This window comes from Burkholderia cepacia GG4 (assembly GCF_000292915.1).
GTDB classification, from domain to species: Bacteria; Pseudomonadota; Gammaproteobacteria; order Burkholderiales; family Burkholderiaceae; genus Burkholderia; species Burkholderia cepacia_D.
Genome location: NC_018514.1, coordinates 617,420 through 631,786, shown reverse-complemented (window position 1 = coordinate 631,786; position 14,367 = coordinate 617,420). Strand labels below are relative to the sequence as shown.

Genomic DNA, 14,367 nt, shown 5'->3' with positions numbered 1-14,367 from the left:
TTCCGAGTGAAAACTTCAATTCAGTTCATTACGAAGCCGCCGTTCACCGGCAGCAGTTGACCCGTCACGAAGCGCGCGCCGTCCGACAGCAGGAACAGCACGGGGCCCGTCACGTCCTCGGGCACCTGCGCACGCGTGAGCGCGCGGCCCTGCATGTAGAACGCGTGGCGTTCGGCCGGCACGTAGGCCGTCGCCTCGACTTCGGTGAGCCCGGGCGCGATCGCATTGACCGTCACGCCGTGCGCGCCGAACTCGCGGGCCTGCGCATGCGTCATCGCGATCACGGCGCCCTTGCTGGCGACGTACGCGAGCAGCTTCGGCGCGCCCCACAGCGCGGTGTCCGAGGCGAGGTTCACGATCGCGCCGCGCCCCGACTGCGCCAGGTGCGGCAGCGCCGCATTGCTGACGAGCCACACGCCGCGCACGTTCACGTTCATCACGGCATCCCAGGTCGACACGTCGAGTTCCGTCGACAGCCTGCCGCCCGAGTTGGTGATCGCCGCGTTGTTGATCAGTGCGTCGATGCCGCCGAGCGCCGCCGCGCCCTGCGCGACGAACGCGTCGACGCTCGCCGGATCGGCCAGGTCGAGCGCAAAGAAATGCGCGGCGTGGCCGGCTTGCGTGAGCTGCGCGGCCAGCGCACGGCCCTCTTCGACGAGCACGTCGCCGAACGCGACCTGCGCGCCCGCGGCGACCAGTGCCTTCACGAACGCCGCGCCGAGACCGCGCGCGCCGCCCGTGACGAGCACGCGGCGCCCCGGCAGCGACACGACCGGAGCGAACTCAGCCATTCGCGGGCTCCGATGCGGCTTGTGCCGCGCGGTGCGCGTCGAGCGCGGACAGGTGTTCCTGCGCACGCTGGCGCAGCATCCGGCGCACGCGCGTGATGCCGACGTCGTGCTGGTACAGGTATTCGTGATCGCGTGCGTGCGGCGCGAGGCTTTCGAGGACGTAGCGATCCTGCTCGAGCACGTCCCAATGGAGACCCTCGAGGCGGTTGCGGTACATGAAGCGCCACACGTCGCGCTGCCAGCCGCTGACCTTGCGGGTACGCCAGAAGTAGACCTGGCAGTTGTCGCCGTCGACCGGCGTCGCGAAGCCGATGATCCCGAAGTTGCCGCCCGGGCCGAACTTCTGCTTGTACGGAATCGCGAGGCGCATCCACAGGCAGCCGGTTTCGCCGAGCTCGACCCAGTCGAAGTTCACGTCGCGCTGGCCGACCTTCTCGAACATCAGGCCCGTTTCCGTCTTGCGCACGCGCATCTCGGCCTGCTTGTCGCCTTCGGCCATCGAGTGCGACGTCGCGTGCAGGTACGCGCCGTGCATCGGGTCCATCACGTTATCGATCGCGTACTGGTAATTGCACTTCCAGTTCGACACGCACAGGAAGTGGCCGTACTCGTCGGCGACCAGTTCTTCCGGCAGGTTCAGCGGCGCCGGCTCGCCGTGCGCTTCGTCGCCGAACCACAGGAAGATCGCGCCGGCCTTCTCTTCGACCGGATACGACTTCACGCACTTCGTGCCTTCGAGCGGACAGTTCGATACCGCCGGCACGCGATTGACCGTGCCGCCGCCGTCGATTTCAACGCCGTGATACCAGCAGGCGATGTTGCCGCCGAGGTTCCAGCCGAGCGACAGGCGCGCGCCGCGGTGCGGGCAGCGATCTTCCAGCGCGTGGACTTTGCCTTCGTGATCGCGCCACAGCACGATCTGCTCGGACAGGCGCGTGAGGCCGACGGGCGCATTCGATACCTGCCAGCTCGGTGCAACGGGATACCAGTAGTTCTTGATGCCGCGGTCGAGGTAGTCACGGACCGGGTCGTGTTGGACTTCGTGTTGTGCGGGGAACGTCATCAGTGTGCTCCGGATGCGGTTGTCGTCGGGTCGGCGGTCACGCGGTGCGCGGGCTCATTCCGCCAGCGAGGCCATTTCGGCGCGGAAGCGCTCGGCCGTCCACGCCGTGCCGTCCGGCGCGCGGAAGCCGATGCGGTTCAGGCCCGCGACGACATCGTCCAGCTCGGTCGCGCCGCTCTCGAACACGCGTTCGAGCGCATCGCCGAGGTCGTTCTCGTACTGGGTCGGCTCCGCCTTGCGGTTCTGCCAGACACGGTTCTCGACCTGCCCCGGGATCTCGATCTGCCCCTTGCCGGCGACGTTGTTCGGCTGCGGCGCCACCCACGGCTTCAGGAAGGGATTGAAGTTGACGGTCGCTTCTTTCATGTCATTCCACCTTGATCTGGATTTCCTCGCCGGCAAGGCGCACCGCGTACTGCTTCAGCGCGCGCCCGCCCGGGCCCTTCAGGCATTCGCCCGTCTTGATGTCGAACACGGCCTCGTGCAGCGGGCATTCGACGGTGCCTTCGTCGACGAACCCCTGCGTCAGCAGCGCGTACGCATGCGGGCACACGTTCTCGAGCGCATACACCTCGTCGCCGACGCGGTAGATCCCGATTTCAACGCCGTCGGTCCGCTTGAACTCGATCGGCGTGTCTTCCGACAGCGCGCCGGCGTGCCCGGCGCAAATCCATTGTTCAGACATCTCACACCCTTCCTTCTGATCGACTCTCGGTTCGCTCCGGACTTGTTCCATATCCGGAACAGCAGTTTATGGATGGTGATTATAGGAGCGACTTTCCACGAGTAAAACAAAAAGCTGCATGCCCTAGGGAAAACACCGACCGCCAGCCCGACGATCATCTCCGACCCCCACGCCAGACACGATTTCTTCTTTAAAGGCAGGGATTTAAGCGGGTTTTCCGGGATGCTCGGGTCCGTGTGGCGCAGCGTCCGATTTCCCATCCGTCCCGATAAATTTATTTTTGACCATCGGCACAGCGCCTCTATACTCCATTCCATCAGAGGCACATTGTTCCTTATATGGAACACAAGAAATGCCCGGCCGGCGGCAGGAAACGCGCGACGGATGGCCGTCCCCGCGCCAGCCGCCACGGCACGTTTTCATCAGGTTTGGAGAGTCAGGAGATCAAATGGTCAAGCATGCGGTAGCAGCAGCAGTCATCGGAATGGGCGCCGTGTCGGGCGCCTGGGCGCAGAGCAGCGTGATGCTCTACGGCAGCATGGATGCCGGCGTCGCCTACGTGAACAACGTCGGCGGCCATGCGAAGTGGGCGATGATCCAGGGCAATACCCAGCCCGACCGGTGGGGTCTGAAGGGCAAGGAAGACCTCGGCAGCGGCCTGTCGGCGATCTTCCAGCTCGAAAACGGCTTCTATACGAACAACGGCCAGTTCGCGACCGCGAACACCATCTGGAACCGCTCGGCGTTCGTCGGCCTCAGTTCGGACCGCTACGGCACGCTGACGCTCGGGCGCCAGACCCCGCTGAGCTTCGACTATCTCGATCCGCTCAGCACGGCCTACCTCGCGATGAGCTGGTATGCGTTCCACCCGGGCAACATCGACGGGCTCGCTGCGACCGGCAACGTGCCGTACAACAACTCGGTCAAGTACCGCTCGCCGAGCTTCGCCGGCTTCTCGGCCGCGGCGACGATGGCGCTCGGCAACACGACGAACTTCTCGACCGGCAAGTCGGTGGGCGCCGCGCTGAACTACTCGAACGGGTCGTTCAGGGCGTCGGCCGTCTACTCGAACGAACACGATCGCTCGATCCTGATCAGCCAGACGGGCATTACGTCGTTCCAGGGGCAGAACACCGCGAACGGCTACATCGCAAACAAGGTCGAGAACATCGGCGCGGGCGCGTCCTACCAGTTCGGCGACTTCCTCGTGCATGGCCTCTACACGCGCACGAAGATGCAGTCGAACGGGTATTCCGACACGTTCCAGAGCTACGACGCGGGCGTGAACTACCGCAACAGCGCGTTCAACACGATCGCGGGCGGCGCGGCGACCACGACGCTGGCCGGCCGCCGCTGGACCCAGGTCGAGCTCGGCGACATCTACTCGCTGTCCAAACGCACGCAGCTCTACGCGAACGTGTTGTACGAGCACGGGTCGGGCGGCGCGAAGGCCGCGTTCTTCACGGCCGGCACGTCGAGTACCGCGAACCAGGTGATCGTGCTGACCGGCATTCACCACTCGTTCTGAGCGGCGCCGGGCGCACGCGCCCGAGGCCGGAAACGCAAAGAGCAGCCCGCGGGCTGCTCTTTGCGTTGGCGAAGCCGCGCGCTGCGGCCGTTCGACGGGTCAGAACATCGCGACCCGGTGACGGGCGTGCGCGAACGTCGGGTCGCTTTCGAGCGGCCGGTAGTTCAGGCGCTGCGACAGGTCGACCGCCGCGCCGCACACTGCTTCGACGAGCCGTTCCTTCTCGCCGGCCTCGCCGATCTCCGAGCGCGGCACCGTCGCGGTGATCGCCGCGACGATCGCGCCCGAATGGTCGCGCACCGGCGCGGTCACGGCCGAGATGCCGCTTTCGAACGCGGCCTCGCTGACCGCGTAGCCGAGCCGCGCGTAGTGGCGCACGCGCTCGTACAGTTCGTCGACACTGCCGGGCGTGCGCTCGGTGAACTGCTCGAGCCGCTTTTCCGGATAGAGCTGGCGCAGCGCGTCGCGCGTGAGGTCGCCCATCAGCACATGGCCGTGCACGGTCGCGTGCGCGGGCAGCCGCGTGCCGACGTGCACCTTCACCGAACCGAACATCGACGTGTTGCTCTGCGCCTTCGCGACGAACACGACATCGCGCTGGTCACGGATCAGCAGGTGCGTCGACAGGCCCGTCGCGTCGCGCAGCCGTTCGAGCACGGGCGTGCCGAGATCGGTCAGTTCGAGCGAATTCAGGTATTCGAAGCCGAGCCGCAGCACGCCGACACCGAGCCGGAAATAGCGATCGCCGTTCACGCGTTCGAGAAAGCCGAGCGCTTCGAGCGTCTGCAGCAGGCGGAAGGTGGTCGTGCGCGGGATGCCGATGCGCTTCGACAGCTCGGGCGCGCCGAGCACCGGCTCGCGCGCGGAGAATTCGGCGAGGATCCGCAGCCCGCGTTCGAGCCCCGGCACCAGATACGACGACGCGCCGCCGGACGATTCGTCGTCGCCCGCGCCCTGCTTCGACGCGTCGTTGTCGGCGTCGTCGCTTGCTGCCGCGCGCGGCGCGCTTGCCGGCCTGGCCGGCGGTTTCGGTGCACCGCTCATCGTTGAGTTGACCCTGTGCACATGGACGGAATGGAAGCGTTCACGAAAGACCCGCAATGCTTGATTATGGATTTTCGACCGGACCGGATCAACACGATCCGGCGCAGGCGGCCGACAGCCCGGCGCGCCGGACCGGACAGGCGGACTGCCGTATAGCCTGACGCGATCGAAAGGATAACAGCGATAGACAGGGCTGCCCACCGGAACGTCGCCGCGCGCGGCGGCAGCGCGCTGGCCCTACTCGATACGCGTTCGCGACGCGTCACGCGCGAGATCGGGCGACGCAATCACGGTCGATGTGCAAGGGGGAGACGAATGGAAAAACGTGTGCCAATGAACGACCGCACCGATCCGCGAACGGGATCGGCGCGCCGTGGCGTCAGGCCGTCACGGCGTCGTCATACTCGGCGCGCGCGAGCTGACCGGCGGCGTACGCGTCGGCTTCGCCGCGAAAGCCATCGGTGCTGAATGCAACGACTTTCACACCGACGCCGGACGCCCGCTTCACCGTCAGCGCCCATTGCCATCCGCCGTCTTGTTCGAAGACGTGCAGCGAGGGTTCGAGGGATGAGTCCAGTACGGTCACGGGTTGTGCTCCTGCCCTGCGCGTCGCATCGGCGACGCTCGGGCATGTCCAAAAGGTGCGCCTGCTCTCGGCGCGTTTCTGCCATTCGACAGTCTAGTCAATGAATGTTGCGACGCACCATCAGGGCTTTCACCTGCCTATCGGAACCGGGCGGTCGATGAAATCCACCTGAAACCCATATGGCACGGGCCTCGCCGGCAGATTCCCGCAGCACGGTACCCCACCCGTGCGGCAACGTGCCGCATGGACGACCGATTGCCCGGATCGGTCGAAAAACGGGTCACGACCCCGGCTGCCTGATGCGGCTGCCTGATGCGGCTGCCTGATGCGGCTGCCTGATGCGGCTGCCTGATGCGGCTGCCTGATGCGGCTGCCTGATGCGGCTGCCTGGTGCGGCTGCCTGGTGCGGCTGCCTGGTGCGGCTGCCGGGCGCGGCTACCGGCTCGCGTCCGCGGATATCACGCGCCGGAACGTCAGGTTGACGCGCTCGCCCTGCACCGCGGGCGCCTTCGGCACGCGGTGCTGCCACTCGGCCTGCGTGCGGCCACGCATCACCAGCAGGCTGCCGTGCGTCAGCCGGTACGCATGCACGACGCCGGTCGCGCGATGACGCAGGTCGAACACGCGCATCGCGCCGAGGCTCACCGATGCGATCACGGGCGCCTCGCCGAGCTCGGGCTCGTTGTCGGCATGCCAGCCGAGGCTGTCCTGGCCGTTCCGGTAGCGATTGAGCAGCACGCTGTTGAAACGCGCGCCGCAGGTCGCCTCGACCGCGCGCTTCAGGTCGAGCACGGCCGGCGTCCAAGGCTCCGGCACGTTGCGGATCCCCGAATACACGTAGACGGCGTCCGGCTCGCCCTGCCACGCGGTGAGCCGCGGCAACGGGATGCGACCGCGCGGCGTGCGGATCGTGTCCTGCCGCCACGCGACCTCGTCGACCAGCGCGGCCAGCACACGATCGGCGTCGGCCGGCGCGAGCCAGTCCGGGTACCAGTCCACGTCGGGCGCGGGGGCATCGGCGAACAGATCGGGTGTCGACATGGCGGAATCAGGCGGGCAATGAACGGTGCGTGGGAACCCTGTCTGCATGGTAGCCAACGGCGCGGCACGCCGCCATGCGCTGTCATTGCGGCCCGTCGCGCGCCGCGCGCGAAGCCGCCGCGTTTGCGCGCGCCACGCTATCATCGCGCCGTGTCGCAGCGCGCCCTTATCCAGGGCGCCGCCTTCTTCCGCAATGCCGGCCGGCGCGACCCGGCCGATTTCTTCCCGAACCCACCATGACGCTCTCCGATTCCGCCCTCGACCAATTGTTCCTCACCGCGCGCACGCACAACGCATGGCAGGACAAACCCGTCGACGACGCGCTGCTGCACCGGCTGATCGACCTGACCAAATTCGGCCCGACGTCGGCGAACGCGAGCCCCGCGCGCTTCGTGTTCGTCAAGTCGCCCGAAGCGAAGGCGCGCCTGAAACCCGCACTGTCCGAAGGCAATCTCGCGAAGACGATGGCCGCGCCCGTCACCGTGATCGTCGGCATGGACTTCGCGTTCCACGAGCACCTGCCGCGCCTGTTCCCGCACGCCGACGCGCGCAGCTGGTTCGCCGGCAACGATGCGCTGATCGAAGCCACCGCATTCCGCAACTCGTCGCTGCAGGGCGCGTACCTGATCCTCGCCGCGCGCGCGCTCGGCCTCGACGCGGGCCCGATGTCGGGTTTCGACGCCGCGAAGGTCGACGCCGAATTCTTCGCAGGCACCGCGATCCGGACCAACTTCCTCGTGAATCTCGGCTATGGCGATCCGGCGGGCCTGTTCCCGCGCAGCCCGCGCTTCGATTTCGACGACATCGCGCGCATCGACTGACGTGCGCTAGCGGCCGCGCGTCAACCGGATCAGCGTGATTTCGGACGGCACGCCGAAGCGGTTCGGCGGCCCCCAGTAGCCCGTTCCGCGGCTGGTATAGAGCCACATCCCGCCGAACCGGTCCAGCCCGCCGATCACGGGCTGCTGCAGGCGCACGAACGGCGGCCACGGCAGGAACTGGCCGCCGTGCGTATGCCCGGACAGCTGCACGGTGTAGCCGGCCCGACTCGCCGCCTCCGCGCTGCGCGGCTGGTGCGCGAGCAGGATCTTCGTGGCGACGTCGCGCGGCGCGCCCGCCAACGCCCCTTCGGGGTCGCTGCGATGCGTGGGATCGAACCCGCCCGCCGTGAAATCGGTCACGCCCGCGAGCACCGCGCGTGCGCCATCGTGCTCGATCAGCACATGCTCGTTCAGCAGCACCGTCAACCCGATCCGCCGGAATTCGTCGATCCACGCGTGCGCGCCGGCGTAGTACTCGTGATTACCCGTCACGAGGAAGCTGCCGTGCCGCGACTGCATGCGCCCGAGCGGCGCCGTGTGTTCGCTCAGCCGCTTGACCGAGCCGTCGACCACGTCGCCCGTCACGACGACGAGATCGGCATCGAGCGCATTGACCGCCCGCACGATCCGCTCGATGTAAGGCCGCTTGATCGTCGGCCCGACGTGAATGTCGGACAGTTGCACGATCTTCAGCCCGTCGAGCGCGGCGGGTAGCCCGTCGACCGGAATCGACACGCGCTTGACCGCCGCCGTGCGGCGCGCGCCGACGAACCCGATCGCGCTGACCAGCACCGCGCCCGCCACCACGACGAGCGCCGTGTCGGATGCCGCGCCGCTCCACGCGGCGTCGTGCCCCAGATAGCGCCTGACGACGACGCCGAGCAGCACCAGCTCGCGCAGGAACGTCAGCACGAGCAGCGACGAGAAGAAGCCCATCACGAGCGAGCCGGTCCAGCCGACCAGCGTCGCGGCCCAGCCTTCGTCGAAGCGGCGCGAAAACATCCCGACCGGGATCAGCACGACGAAGCTCGCCAGCACCAGCGCCGCAATCGTGCGCGCGAGCGGCGACGCGAATGCGTCGGGAATGATCCGCAGCCCGACATACAAATGGAACAGCACGCCGATTGCAATGAACCGGACAAAGAAACTTCGCATGGAACGCTCATCCTGGTTGCGATACCGCTTCCGCGCCGCGCGTCGAACGGAGCCGTGACCTCAGATCTCCTCATGCCCCGCGCCACACGTCGCGCCATACGTACGATGGTACACAGATACCGGCCGGCATGACCGGGCACGGCCGCCGCGGGCGGGCCGGCCCGCTTCACGCGATGGCCGGGGGCAGCGTTCCGGTCGATCGCACCGCCCGATGCATCGCCAGGACGACGACACGGCGCCGAACCTCGGTTGTCCGCTCACGTCGCGGAAGAACCCGGCCGCTCCCGTGCACGAGCGGACGCCAATTCACTCGCATCCGGGCGGCAATCCCGCGTTCACGCGCCGATTCCGCCGCGTCCGCAAACAAACACGGCACGTGTGGTTTCGTCTGACGATCCTTTACAGTCCGTTAGCAACCCTACCGGAGCTCGCGCTGGCAGAATCGCGGACCGTCCGCCACCGCACCGCGCAGCCTGCCGACCGGCCGGCCCTTGCCACAAGCGCGCTCGGCACGGCTGGCGGTCTGCATCGCGCTGATTTATGATCGGCTCCGTATCGCGGAATCGTCGTCGCGGCGGCGAACCGTATTGCGCCGCGCCCGGCATCCACCCCCACCGTCGAGCTCGCCCCACCATGAGAAAAACAATGCCGCGCGCGCCGCTGCGCGTCGTCGCCACCCTGGTGCCAGCCCTGCCGCTCGCGGGCTGCGCATCGCGCGGCGCACCGTCGTTCGCGTTGTTCGGCGCGTATTTCCCGCTCTGGCTCGTCAGCGCGATCGCCGGCATCGTCGGCGCGATCGTCGCGCACCGCGTGTTCGTCGCGACCGGCTGGGCCGCCACGGTGCCCTACCAGCTCGCCGTGTGCACCGCGATCGGGATCGTGGTCGCCGTGATCGTCTGGCTCACCGGCACGGGGCCGTTCGCATGAAGGCCGCCGGAACCGCCCGCCCCTCCACCAAAGGCCGCGCGATCGCGCTGGCGATCGTCGCGCTCGGCATCGCGGCGCTCGCGTACGCGTACCACCGCACGACCGCCTACCCGTCCACCGACGACGCATCGATCGACGCGGACGTCGTGCACGTCGCGTCGCCCGTCGGCGGGCGCATCGTGCAGCTCGCGGTGCACGAGAACCAGCGCGTCGCGAAAGGCGACCTGCTGTATGAAATCGATCCGGTGCCGTATCGGCTGACGGTCGCGCAGGCGCAGGCCGATCTCGAACTCGCGCGCGCGTCGCTCGACACGCGCCGCCGGTCACTGATCGGCGAGCGCTCGAACGCCGCAGTCGCCGCCGAGCAGGTCAAGCGCGCGACCCAGAATCACGATCTCGCGCTGCGCGACGTGAACCGGCTCGCACCGCTCGCCGCGCAGGGCTACGTCAGCGCGCAGCAGTTCGACCAGGCGAAGGTCCGGCAGCGCGACGCGGCCGTGTCGCTCGCGCAGGCGCAGGAACAGCAGCGGTCGTCCGCGCAGACGATCGGCGACGATGCCGACGCGATCGCGACGCTCCACGCACGCGAAGCCGCGCTCGCCCGCGCGCAGCACGCGCTCGACGATACGGTCGTGCGCGCGCCGCACGATGGGCTCGTGACGGGCCTGACCGTGCTCGCCGGCGAAACCCTCGCGCCGAACCAGTCGATCTTCACGTTGATCGACGCGAGCGAATGGTTCGCGGTCGGTAATTTCCGCGAGACGTCGCTGAATCGCATCGCGGTCGGCGACTGCGCGACCGTTTATTCGATGATCGACCGCAGCCGTCCGCTGACGGGCAAGGTCGTCGGCATCGGCGCGGGCATCGCGGACAGCGATCGCATCAACCTGCCGCGCGCGCTGCCGATCGTGCAGCGCTCGGTGAACTGGGTGCATGTCGCCCAGCGCTTCCCCGTGCGCGTGAAGCTCGACGAACCCGACGGCAAGCTCGTGCGCGTCGGCGCGAGCGCGATCGTCGAGGTCCGGCATGGCCCAGCCTGCCGCTGAGGTCCGCTCGCCGGGCCCGCGCGAAGTCCTGCGACTGCTCGCGCCGTTTCCTGGACGCAGCGCAATGGCCGTGCGGGTCGCGCTGATCTGCGCGCTCGTCGTGCTGGTGACGAGCGGCTACGGCACGCCGGAAGCCGCGATCTCCGCGTATGTCGTGTTCTTCCTGAACCGCGCCGATCGCGTGACGAGCGTCGTGCTCGCGGTCGCGATGATGCTCCTCATCACGCTCGTGATCGCGCTCGTGATCGGCGTCGCGATCGTCAGCATCGAGTATTCGGTGCTGCGCGTCGCGTGCATGGCCGTGCTGTCGGTCGGGCTGCTGTACCTCACTTCGGCGAGCAAGCTGCGCCCCGTCGGCGCGATCCTCGCGATGATCGTCGGCTTCGGGCTCGACCAGCTCGGTCTCGCGCCGGTCGGCGAAGCCGCGACGCGCGCGCTGCTCTATGCATGGCTGATGGTCGCGATTCCGGTCGGCGTCGCGATCGTCGTCAACCTGCTGATCGCACCGTCGCCGCGCAAGCTCGCGCTCGCGCAACTCGCGACACGGCTGCGGCTCGCCGCGCGGCGGCTGCGCGGCGACGAAGACGCGCGCGCGGCCCTCGACGCGAGCCTGCGCGAAGGCGACAAGCAATTGCTCACGTGGCTCAAGCTGTCGACGCTCGAAGGCTCGACGCCGGCCGCCGACGTGCCCGCGCTGCGGCAAGCCATCGCATCGAGCACCGCCCTGCTCGTCGCGGTCGCGCTCGCCGACCGGGAACCGGACGCGCGGCTGCCCGCCGCGTTCGCGGAACCAGCTGCGGCGACGCTCGACGAGATGGCCGGGATCCTCGAACAAGGCGGCTATCCGGTCGACGTAACGCTTGCGCTGCCGCCGGCCGATACGCTGCCGCCACTTGCGCGCGTCGTCGCAACCGACCTGCACACGGCCATCACGCATTTCGCCGAGCCGGTCAAACCGGCTGCACCGGCTGCTGCACCGCCCGACGCGTCGGCGTCGGCGTCGGCGTCGGCGTCGGCTTCGGCTTCGGCTTCGGCTTCGGCGGCGAACGCGCCCGCCGCACCGCCCGCGCCGCACGGCGGCTTCTTCCTGCCGGACGCCCGCACCAACCCCGATCACATCCGCTACGCACTGAAGACGACCGTCGCGGCGATGTTCTGCTACCTGCTGTATTCGCAGCTCGACTGGTCGGGCATCCATACCTGCTTCATCACCTGCTATATGGTGTCGCTCGGCTCGACGGCCGAAACGGTCGAGAAGCTCACGCTGCGGATCGCCGGCTGCATCGTCGGCGCGCTGATCGGGACCGCGGCGCTCGTGTTCGTCGTGCCGGCGCTGTCGTCGATCGGCGAGCTGATGGCACTCGTGTTCGTCGGCGCGTGGCTGTCCGCGTGGGTCGCGTTCGGTTCGCCACGCATCGCGTACGCGGGCTTCCAGGTCGCGTTCGCGTTCTTCCTGTGCGTGATCCAGGGCGCGGGCCCCGGCTTCGACCTGACGCTCGCGCGCGATCGCACGATCGGCATCCTGCTCGGCAACATCGTCGTGTATCTCGTGTTCACGCGCATCTGGCCCGTCAGCATCGGCAAGCAGATCGACGTCGCGCTCACGGCGCTACTCGATCAATGGCGCCGTGTCGCGCTGATCGTTCAGCCGGCCGAACGCCGCACGCTCGCCGCCGAAGCCTTCGCGCGCCATGGCGCGATCGCGCAGGAGCTCGGCCTGATCCACTACGAGCCGTCGTGGGTGCGGCCGGCCGCCACGTGGCTCGCCACCCGGCGCCGCGCGCTCGCGGAACTCGGCGCGCTCGAGGGCCCGCTGTTCCTGCTCGCCGAGCGCGCGCCGGGCGACGCGGCGATCGATGCGCGGCTCGCGCGCGTGGTCGAACTGCTCGACGGCGAACCGGCCGCCCACACCGCTGCGCCGCCACCTTCGGCAGCCGCAGGCACGGCGCCGGCCGGCGCCCCGGCGGACTCCGCACACGACGCACTGCTGAATCTGATCGACACGCGGCTCGCGCAGATCGCCGACGCCGACCGTCAAGCCACCTCGAAGGAGCCTGCCCCTCATGTGCGTCCCTGAACCGCCGGCCGCGTCGATCGCCGCCGCAGCACTCGCGACCGCTGTCGCGCTGGCCGGCTGCGCGACGTCGTCGATCGATCTGGCGCCGCAGGCGCCCGACCGACCGTGGCAGCCGCAGACCTCGGCTGCCGGCGACATCGTGCCGGCCCCGGCGCTCGCGTCCGCGCAACGCGCACCGCACGACTACACGCTGCCGGCATCGCCCGCGCTCGCGTCGGTATCGCCGCCCGCCGCGCTCGACGCCACGCATCCGTACACGCTGCCCGAGCTGATCGACCTCGCCGAATCGACGAACCCGCTGACCCGCATCGCGTGGAACGACGCGCGCAACGCGGCGCTCGCAGTCGGCATCGCGAAGGCCGCGTACCTGCCGAACCTGTCCGCGACCGCGATGGGCGCATACCAGGCGAGCCACGGCTCGACCTCGACGATCCTCGGCGACGCGTCGAGCAACACGACCGTGCACGGCACGATCTCCGCGCTGTCGCTGCAATGGCTGCTGTTCGATTTCGGCGGTCGCGCGGCGCGCGTCGAGGCGGCCGAACAGGCGTCGGTCGCATCGAACGTCGCGTTCACGGCGGTGCACCAGCAGGTGATCCACGACGTGACCGTCGCGTACTACCGCTACGAAGCCGCACGCTCGCGCGCGGCCAGCGCGCAGCAGGGCCTGGCAAACGCGGACGCGATCCTCGCGGCATCCCGCGCGCGGCTCAGGCAAGGCGTCGGCACGGTCGTCGAGCTCGCGCAGGCGACGCAGAACCGCGCACAGGCGAATCTCGCGCTCGTGCAGGCCAACGGCATGGAAAGCGACAGCTACCTCGCGCTGGTTTCCGCGCTCGGCATCTCGCCGCTGTCGAAGCCGTCGATCGCCGCGCTGCCGAAGCGGCCGCTGCCGCCCGCCCTCGCTTCGTCGGTCGACGCGATCGTGTCGGACGCGATCGCGCGCCGCCCCGATCTGCAGGGCGCGTACGCGCTCGAGCAGGCCAATCGCGCGAAGATCAAGGCTGCGGAAGCCGCGTTCATGCCGAAGATCTTCCTGTCCGCATCGACATCGTATGCAAGCGGCGGCACGGCGATTTCCGCGCTGCCCGCGATCGGCGACCAGGCACCGACCGTCAACCTGAATGGCAGCCGCTACGGCGGCGGCGTGTTCCTCGGCGTGACGATCCCGCTGTACGACGGCGGCCTGCGCTCGGCGGTGCTGATGCAGGCGCGCAACGATGCGCAAAGCGCGTCCGCGCGCCTCACCCGGACCAAGGAAGAAGCCGTCCGCCAGGTCGTCGCCGCGCAGAACGCGGTGCAGACGAGCCTTGCGTCTCACGATGCCGCGACGGCGCTCGTCGATGCCGCGCAAACGAGCTACGACGCGGCACTGACCGCGTACCGGAACGGCGTCGGCTCCGTCACCGACGCGACGATCGCGCAAAGCCAACTGCTCGCCGCGCGCAACGCGGAAGTCGACAGCTACGCCGGCGCGCTGTCGGCCGCCGCCGCGCTCGCGCTCGCGACGGGGACGATCGGATCGTCGCAGTGACGCGCCGCCCGACCCGAACCGATTGACGCCTGCGCGGGCGACCCACTAGAATGCCGCCCATTCTTCCTT

Annotated in this window: 14 protein-coding genes; 6 read left to right on the top strand and 8 right to left on the bottom strand. The window is 68.7% G+C overall.

What is annotated here, in order from left to right:
- Window positions 1-20 precede the first annotated feature (20 nt).
- The 4 genes from GEM_RS18670 to GEM_RS18655 are packed head-to-tail and all read right to left on the bottom strand — an operon-like array spanning window position 21 to window position 2,539.
- Window positions 21-791 carry an SDR family oxidoreductase gene (locus tag GEM_RS18670; protein WP_014898927.1) on the bottom strand — a complete coding sequence of 257 codons (771 nt, stop codon included), beginning with the start codon at window positions 789-791 and terminating at the stop codon, window positions 21-23.
- Window positions 784-1,854, bottom strand: coding sequence for an aromatic ring-hydroxylating oxygenase subunit alpha (locus tag GEM_RS18665; RefSeq protein ID WP_014898926.1), 1,071 nt, complete (start codon window positions 1,852-1,854; stop codon window positions 784-786). The genes GEM_RS18670 and GEM_RS18665 overlap by 8 nt, the downstream gene beginning before the upstream one ends.
- Before the next feature lie 54 nt (window positions 1,855-1,908).
- Window positions 1,909-2,220: a recombinase-like helix-turn-helix domain-containing protein gene (locus GEM_RS18660; protein ID WP_014898925.1), complete on the bottom strand. Its 312-nt coding sequence runs from the start codon at window positions 2,218-2,220 to the stop codon at window positions 1,909-1,911.
- Window position 2,221: 1 nt separating this feature from the next.
- On the bottom strand, window positions 2,222-2,539 hold the full coding sequence (locus GEM_RS18655) for a non-heme iron oxygenase ferredoxin subunit (RefSeq protein WP_014898924.1): 318 nt from the start codon (window positions 2,537-2,539) through the stop codon (window positions 2,222-2,224).
- Window positions 2,540-2,987: 448 nt separating this feature from the next.
- On the opposite strand from GEM_RS18655, the gene GEM_RS18650 reads away from it, so the two are divergent.
- The gene (locus tag GEM_RS18650) at window positions 2,988-4,067 is read left to right on the top strand and encodes a porin (protein WP_014898923.1); all 1,080 of its coding nucleotides are present in this window, start codon (window positions 2,988-2,990) and stop codon (window positions 4,065-4,067) included.
- 99 nt (window positions 4,068-4,166) lie between these two features.
- On the opposite strand, the gene GEM_RS18645 is transcribed toward GEM_RS18650, so the two are convergent.
- From GEM_RS18645 to GEM_RS18635, 3 genes are all read right to left on the bottom strand, one after another.
- A complete protein-coding gene (locus GEM_RS18645; protein WP_014898922.1) occupies window positions 4,167-5,111 on the bottom strand; it encodes an IclR family transcriptional regulator in 945 nt (314 codons plus the stop codon).
- Between the two features lie 379 nt (window positions 5,112-5,490).
- Window positions 5,491-5,697: a hypothetical protein gene (locus GEM_RS18640; RefSeq protein WP_014898921.1), complete on the bottom strand. Its 207-nt coding sequence runs from the start codon at window positions 5,695-5,697 to the stop codon at window positions 5,491-5,493.
- 435 nt (window positions 5,698-6,132) lie between these two features.
- Window positions 6,133-6,738, bottom strand: a complete 606-nt coding sequence (locus GEM_RS18635; RefSeq protein WP_014898920.1) for an alpha-ketoglutarate-dependent dioxygenase AlkB family protein — start codon at window positions 6,736-6,738, stop codon at window positions 6,133-6,135.
- Window positions 6,739-6,974: 236 nt separating this feature from the next.
- Here GEM_RS18635 and GEM_RS18630 point away from each other — a divergent pair, with 236 nt between their 5' ends.
- A complete protein-coding gene (locus tag GEM_RS18630; protein WP_014898919.1) occupies window positions 6,975-7,559 on the top strand; it encodes a malonic semialdehyde reductase in 585 nt (194 codons plus the stop codon).
- Between the two features lie 6 nt (window positions 7,560-7,565).
- Here the strand turns inward: GEM_RS18630 and GEM_RS18625 are convergent, their stop codons facing one another.
- Complete coding sequence (locus GEM_RS18625; RefSeq protein ID WP_014898918.1) at window positions 7,566-8,714, bottom strand: metallophosphoesterase; 1,149 nt, start codon at window positions 8,712-8,714, stop codon at window positions 7,566-7,568.
- 633 nt (window positions 8,715-9,347) lie between these two features.
- On the opposite strand from GEM_RS18625, the gene GEM_RS18620 reads away from it, so the two are divergent.
- Genes GEM_RS18620 through GEM_RS18605 form a run of 4 tightly spaced genes read left to right on the top strand, consistent with a single transcriptional unit; the run spans window position 9,348 to window position 14,298 of the window.
- Window positions 9,348-9,641 (top strand): hypothetical protein, encoded by a 294-nt coding sequence (locus GEM_RS18620; RefSeq protein WP_041490741.1) that lies wholly within the window; start codon window positions 9,348-9,350, stop codon window positions 9,639-9,641.
- Entirely contained in the window at window positions 9,638-10,687 is a 1,050-nt protein-coding gene (mdtN, locus tag GEM_RS18615) for a multidrug transporter subunit MdtN (RefSeq protein WP_014898916.1), read from the top strand. The genes GEM_RS18620 and mdtN overlap by 4 nt, the downstream gene beginning before the upstream one ends.
- Window positions 10,668-12,764: an FUSC family protein gene (locus GEM_RS18610; RefSeq protein ID WP_014898915.1), complete on the top strand. Its 2,097-nt coding sequence runs from the start codon at window positions 10,668-10,670 to the stop codon at window positions 12,762-12,764. The genes mdtN and GEM_RS18610 overlap by 20 nt, the downstream gene beginning before the upstream one ends.
- Complete coding sequence (locus GEM_RS18605) at window positions 12,751-14,298, top strand: TolC family protein (protein ID WP_014898914.1); 1,548 nt, start codon at window positions 12,751-12,753, stop codon at window positions 14,296-14,298. The genes GEM_RS18610 and GEM_RS18605 overlap by 14 nt, the downstream gene beginning before the upstream one ends.
- Window positions 14,299-14,367 lie beyond the last annotated feature (69 nt).

What these genes read in the sequence shown, in the direction of transcription:
- GEM_RS18665 (WP_014898926.1), bottom strand. Translation starts at nt 1,854, where the DNA reads ATGACGTTCCCCGCACAACACGAAGTCCAACACGACCCGGTCCGTGAC.
- GEM_RS18645 (WP_014898922.1), bottom strand. Translation starts at nt 5,111, where the DNA reads ATGAGCGGTGCACCGAAACCGCCGGCCAGGCCGGCAAGCGCGCCGCGC.
- GEM_RS18635 (WP_014898920.1), bottom strand. Translation starts at nt 6,738, where the DNA reads ATGTCGACACCCGATCTGTTCGCCGATGCCCCCGCGCCCGACGTGGAC.
- GEM_RS18660 (WP_014898925.1), bottom strand. Translation starts at nt 2,220, where the DNA reads ATGAAAGAAGCGACCGTCAACTTCAATCCCTTCCTGAAGCCGTGGGTG.
- GEM_RS18605 (WP_014898914.1), top strand. Translation starts at nt 12,751, where the DNA reads ATGTGCGTCCCTGAACCGCCGGCCGCGTCGATCGCCGCCGCAGCACTC.
- GEM_RS18670 (WP_014898927.1), bottom strand. Translation starts at nt 791, where the DNA reads ATGGCTGAGTTCGCTCCGGTCGTGTCGCTGCCGGGGCGCCGCGTGCTC.
- GEM_RS18610 (WP_014898915.1), top strand. Translation starts at nt 10,668, where the DNA reads ATGGCCCAGCCTGCCGCTGAGGTCCGCTCGCCGGGCCCGCGCGAAGTC.
- GEM_RS18625 (WP_014898918.1), bottom strand. Translation starts at nt 8,714, where the DNA reads ATGCGAAGTTTCTTTGTCCGGTTCATTGCAATCGGCGTGCTGTTCCAT.
- GEM_RS18620 (WP_041490741.1), top strand. Translation starts at nt 9,348, where the DNA reads ATGAGAAAAACAATGCCGCGCGCGCCGCTGCGCGTCGTCGCCACCCTG.
- GEM_RS18655 (WP_014898924.1), bottom strand. Translation starts at nt 2,539, where the DNA reads ATGTCTGAACAATGGATTTGCGCCGGGCACGCCGGCGCGCTGTCGGAA.
- GEM_RS18650 (WP_014898923.1), top strand. Translation starts at nt 2,988, where the DNA reads ATGGTCAAGCATGCGGTAGCAGCAGCAGTCATCGGAATGGGCGCCGTG.
- mdtN (WP_014898916.1), top strand. Translation starts at nt 9,638, where the DNA reads ATGAAGGCCGCCGGAACCGCCCGCCCCTCCACCAAAGGCCGCGCGATC.
- GEM_RS18630 (WP_014898919.1), top strand. Translation starts at nt 6,975, where the DNA reads ATGACGCTCTCCGATTCCGCCCTCGACCAATTGTTCCTCACCGCGCGC.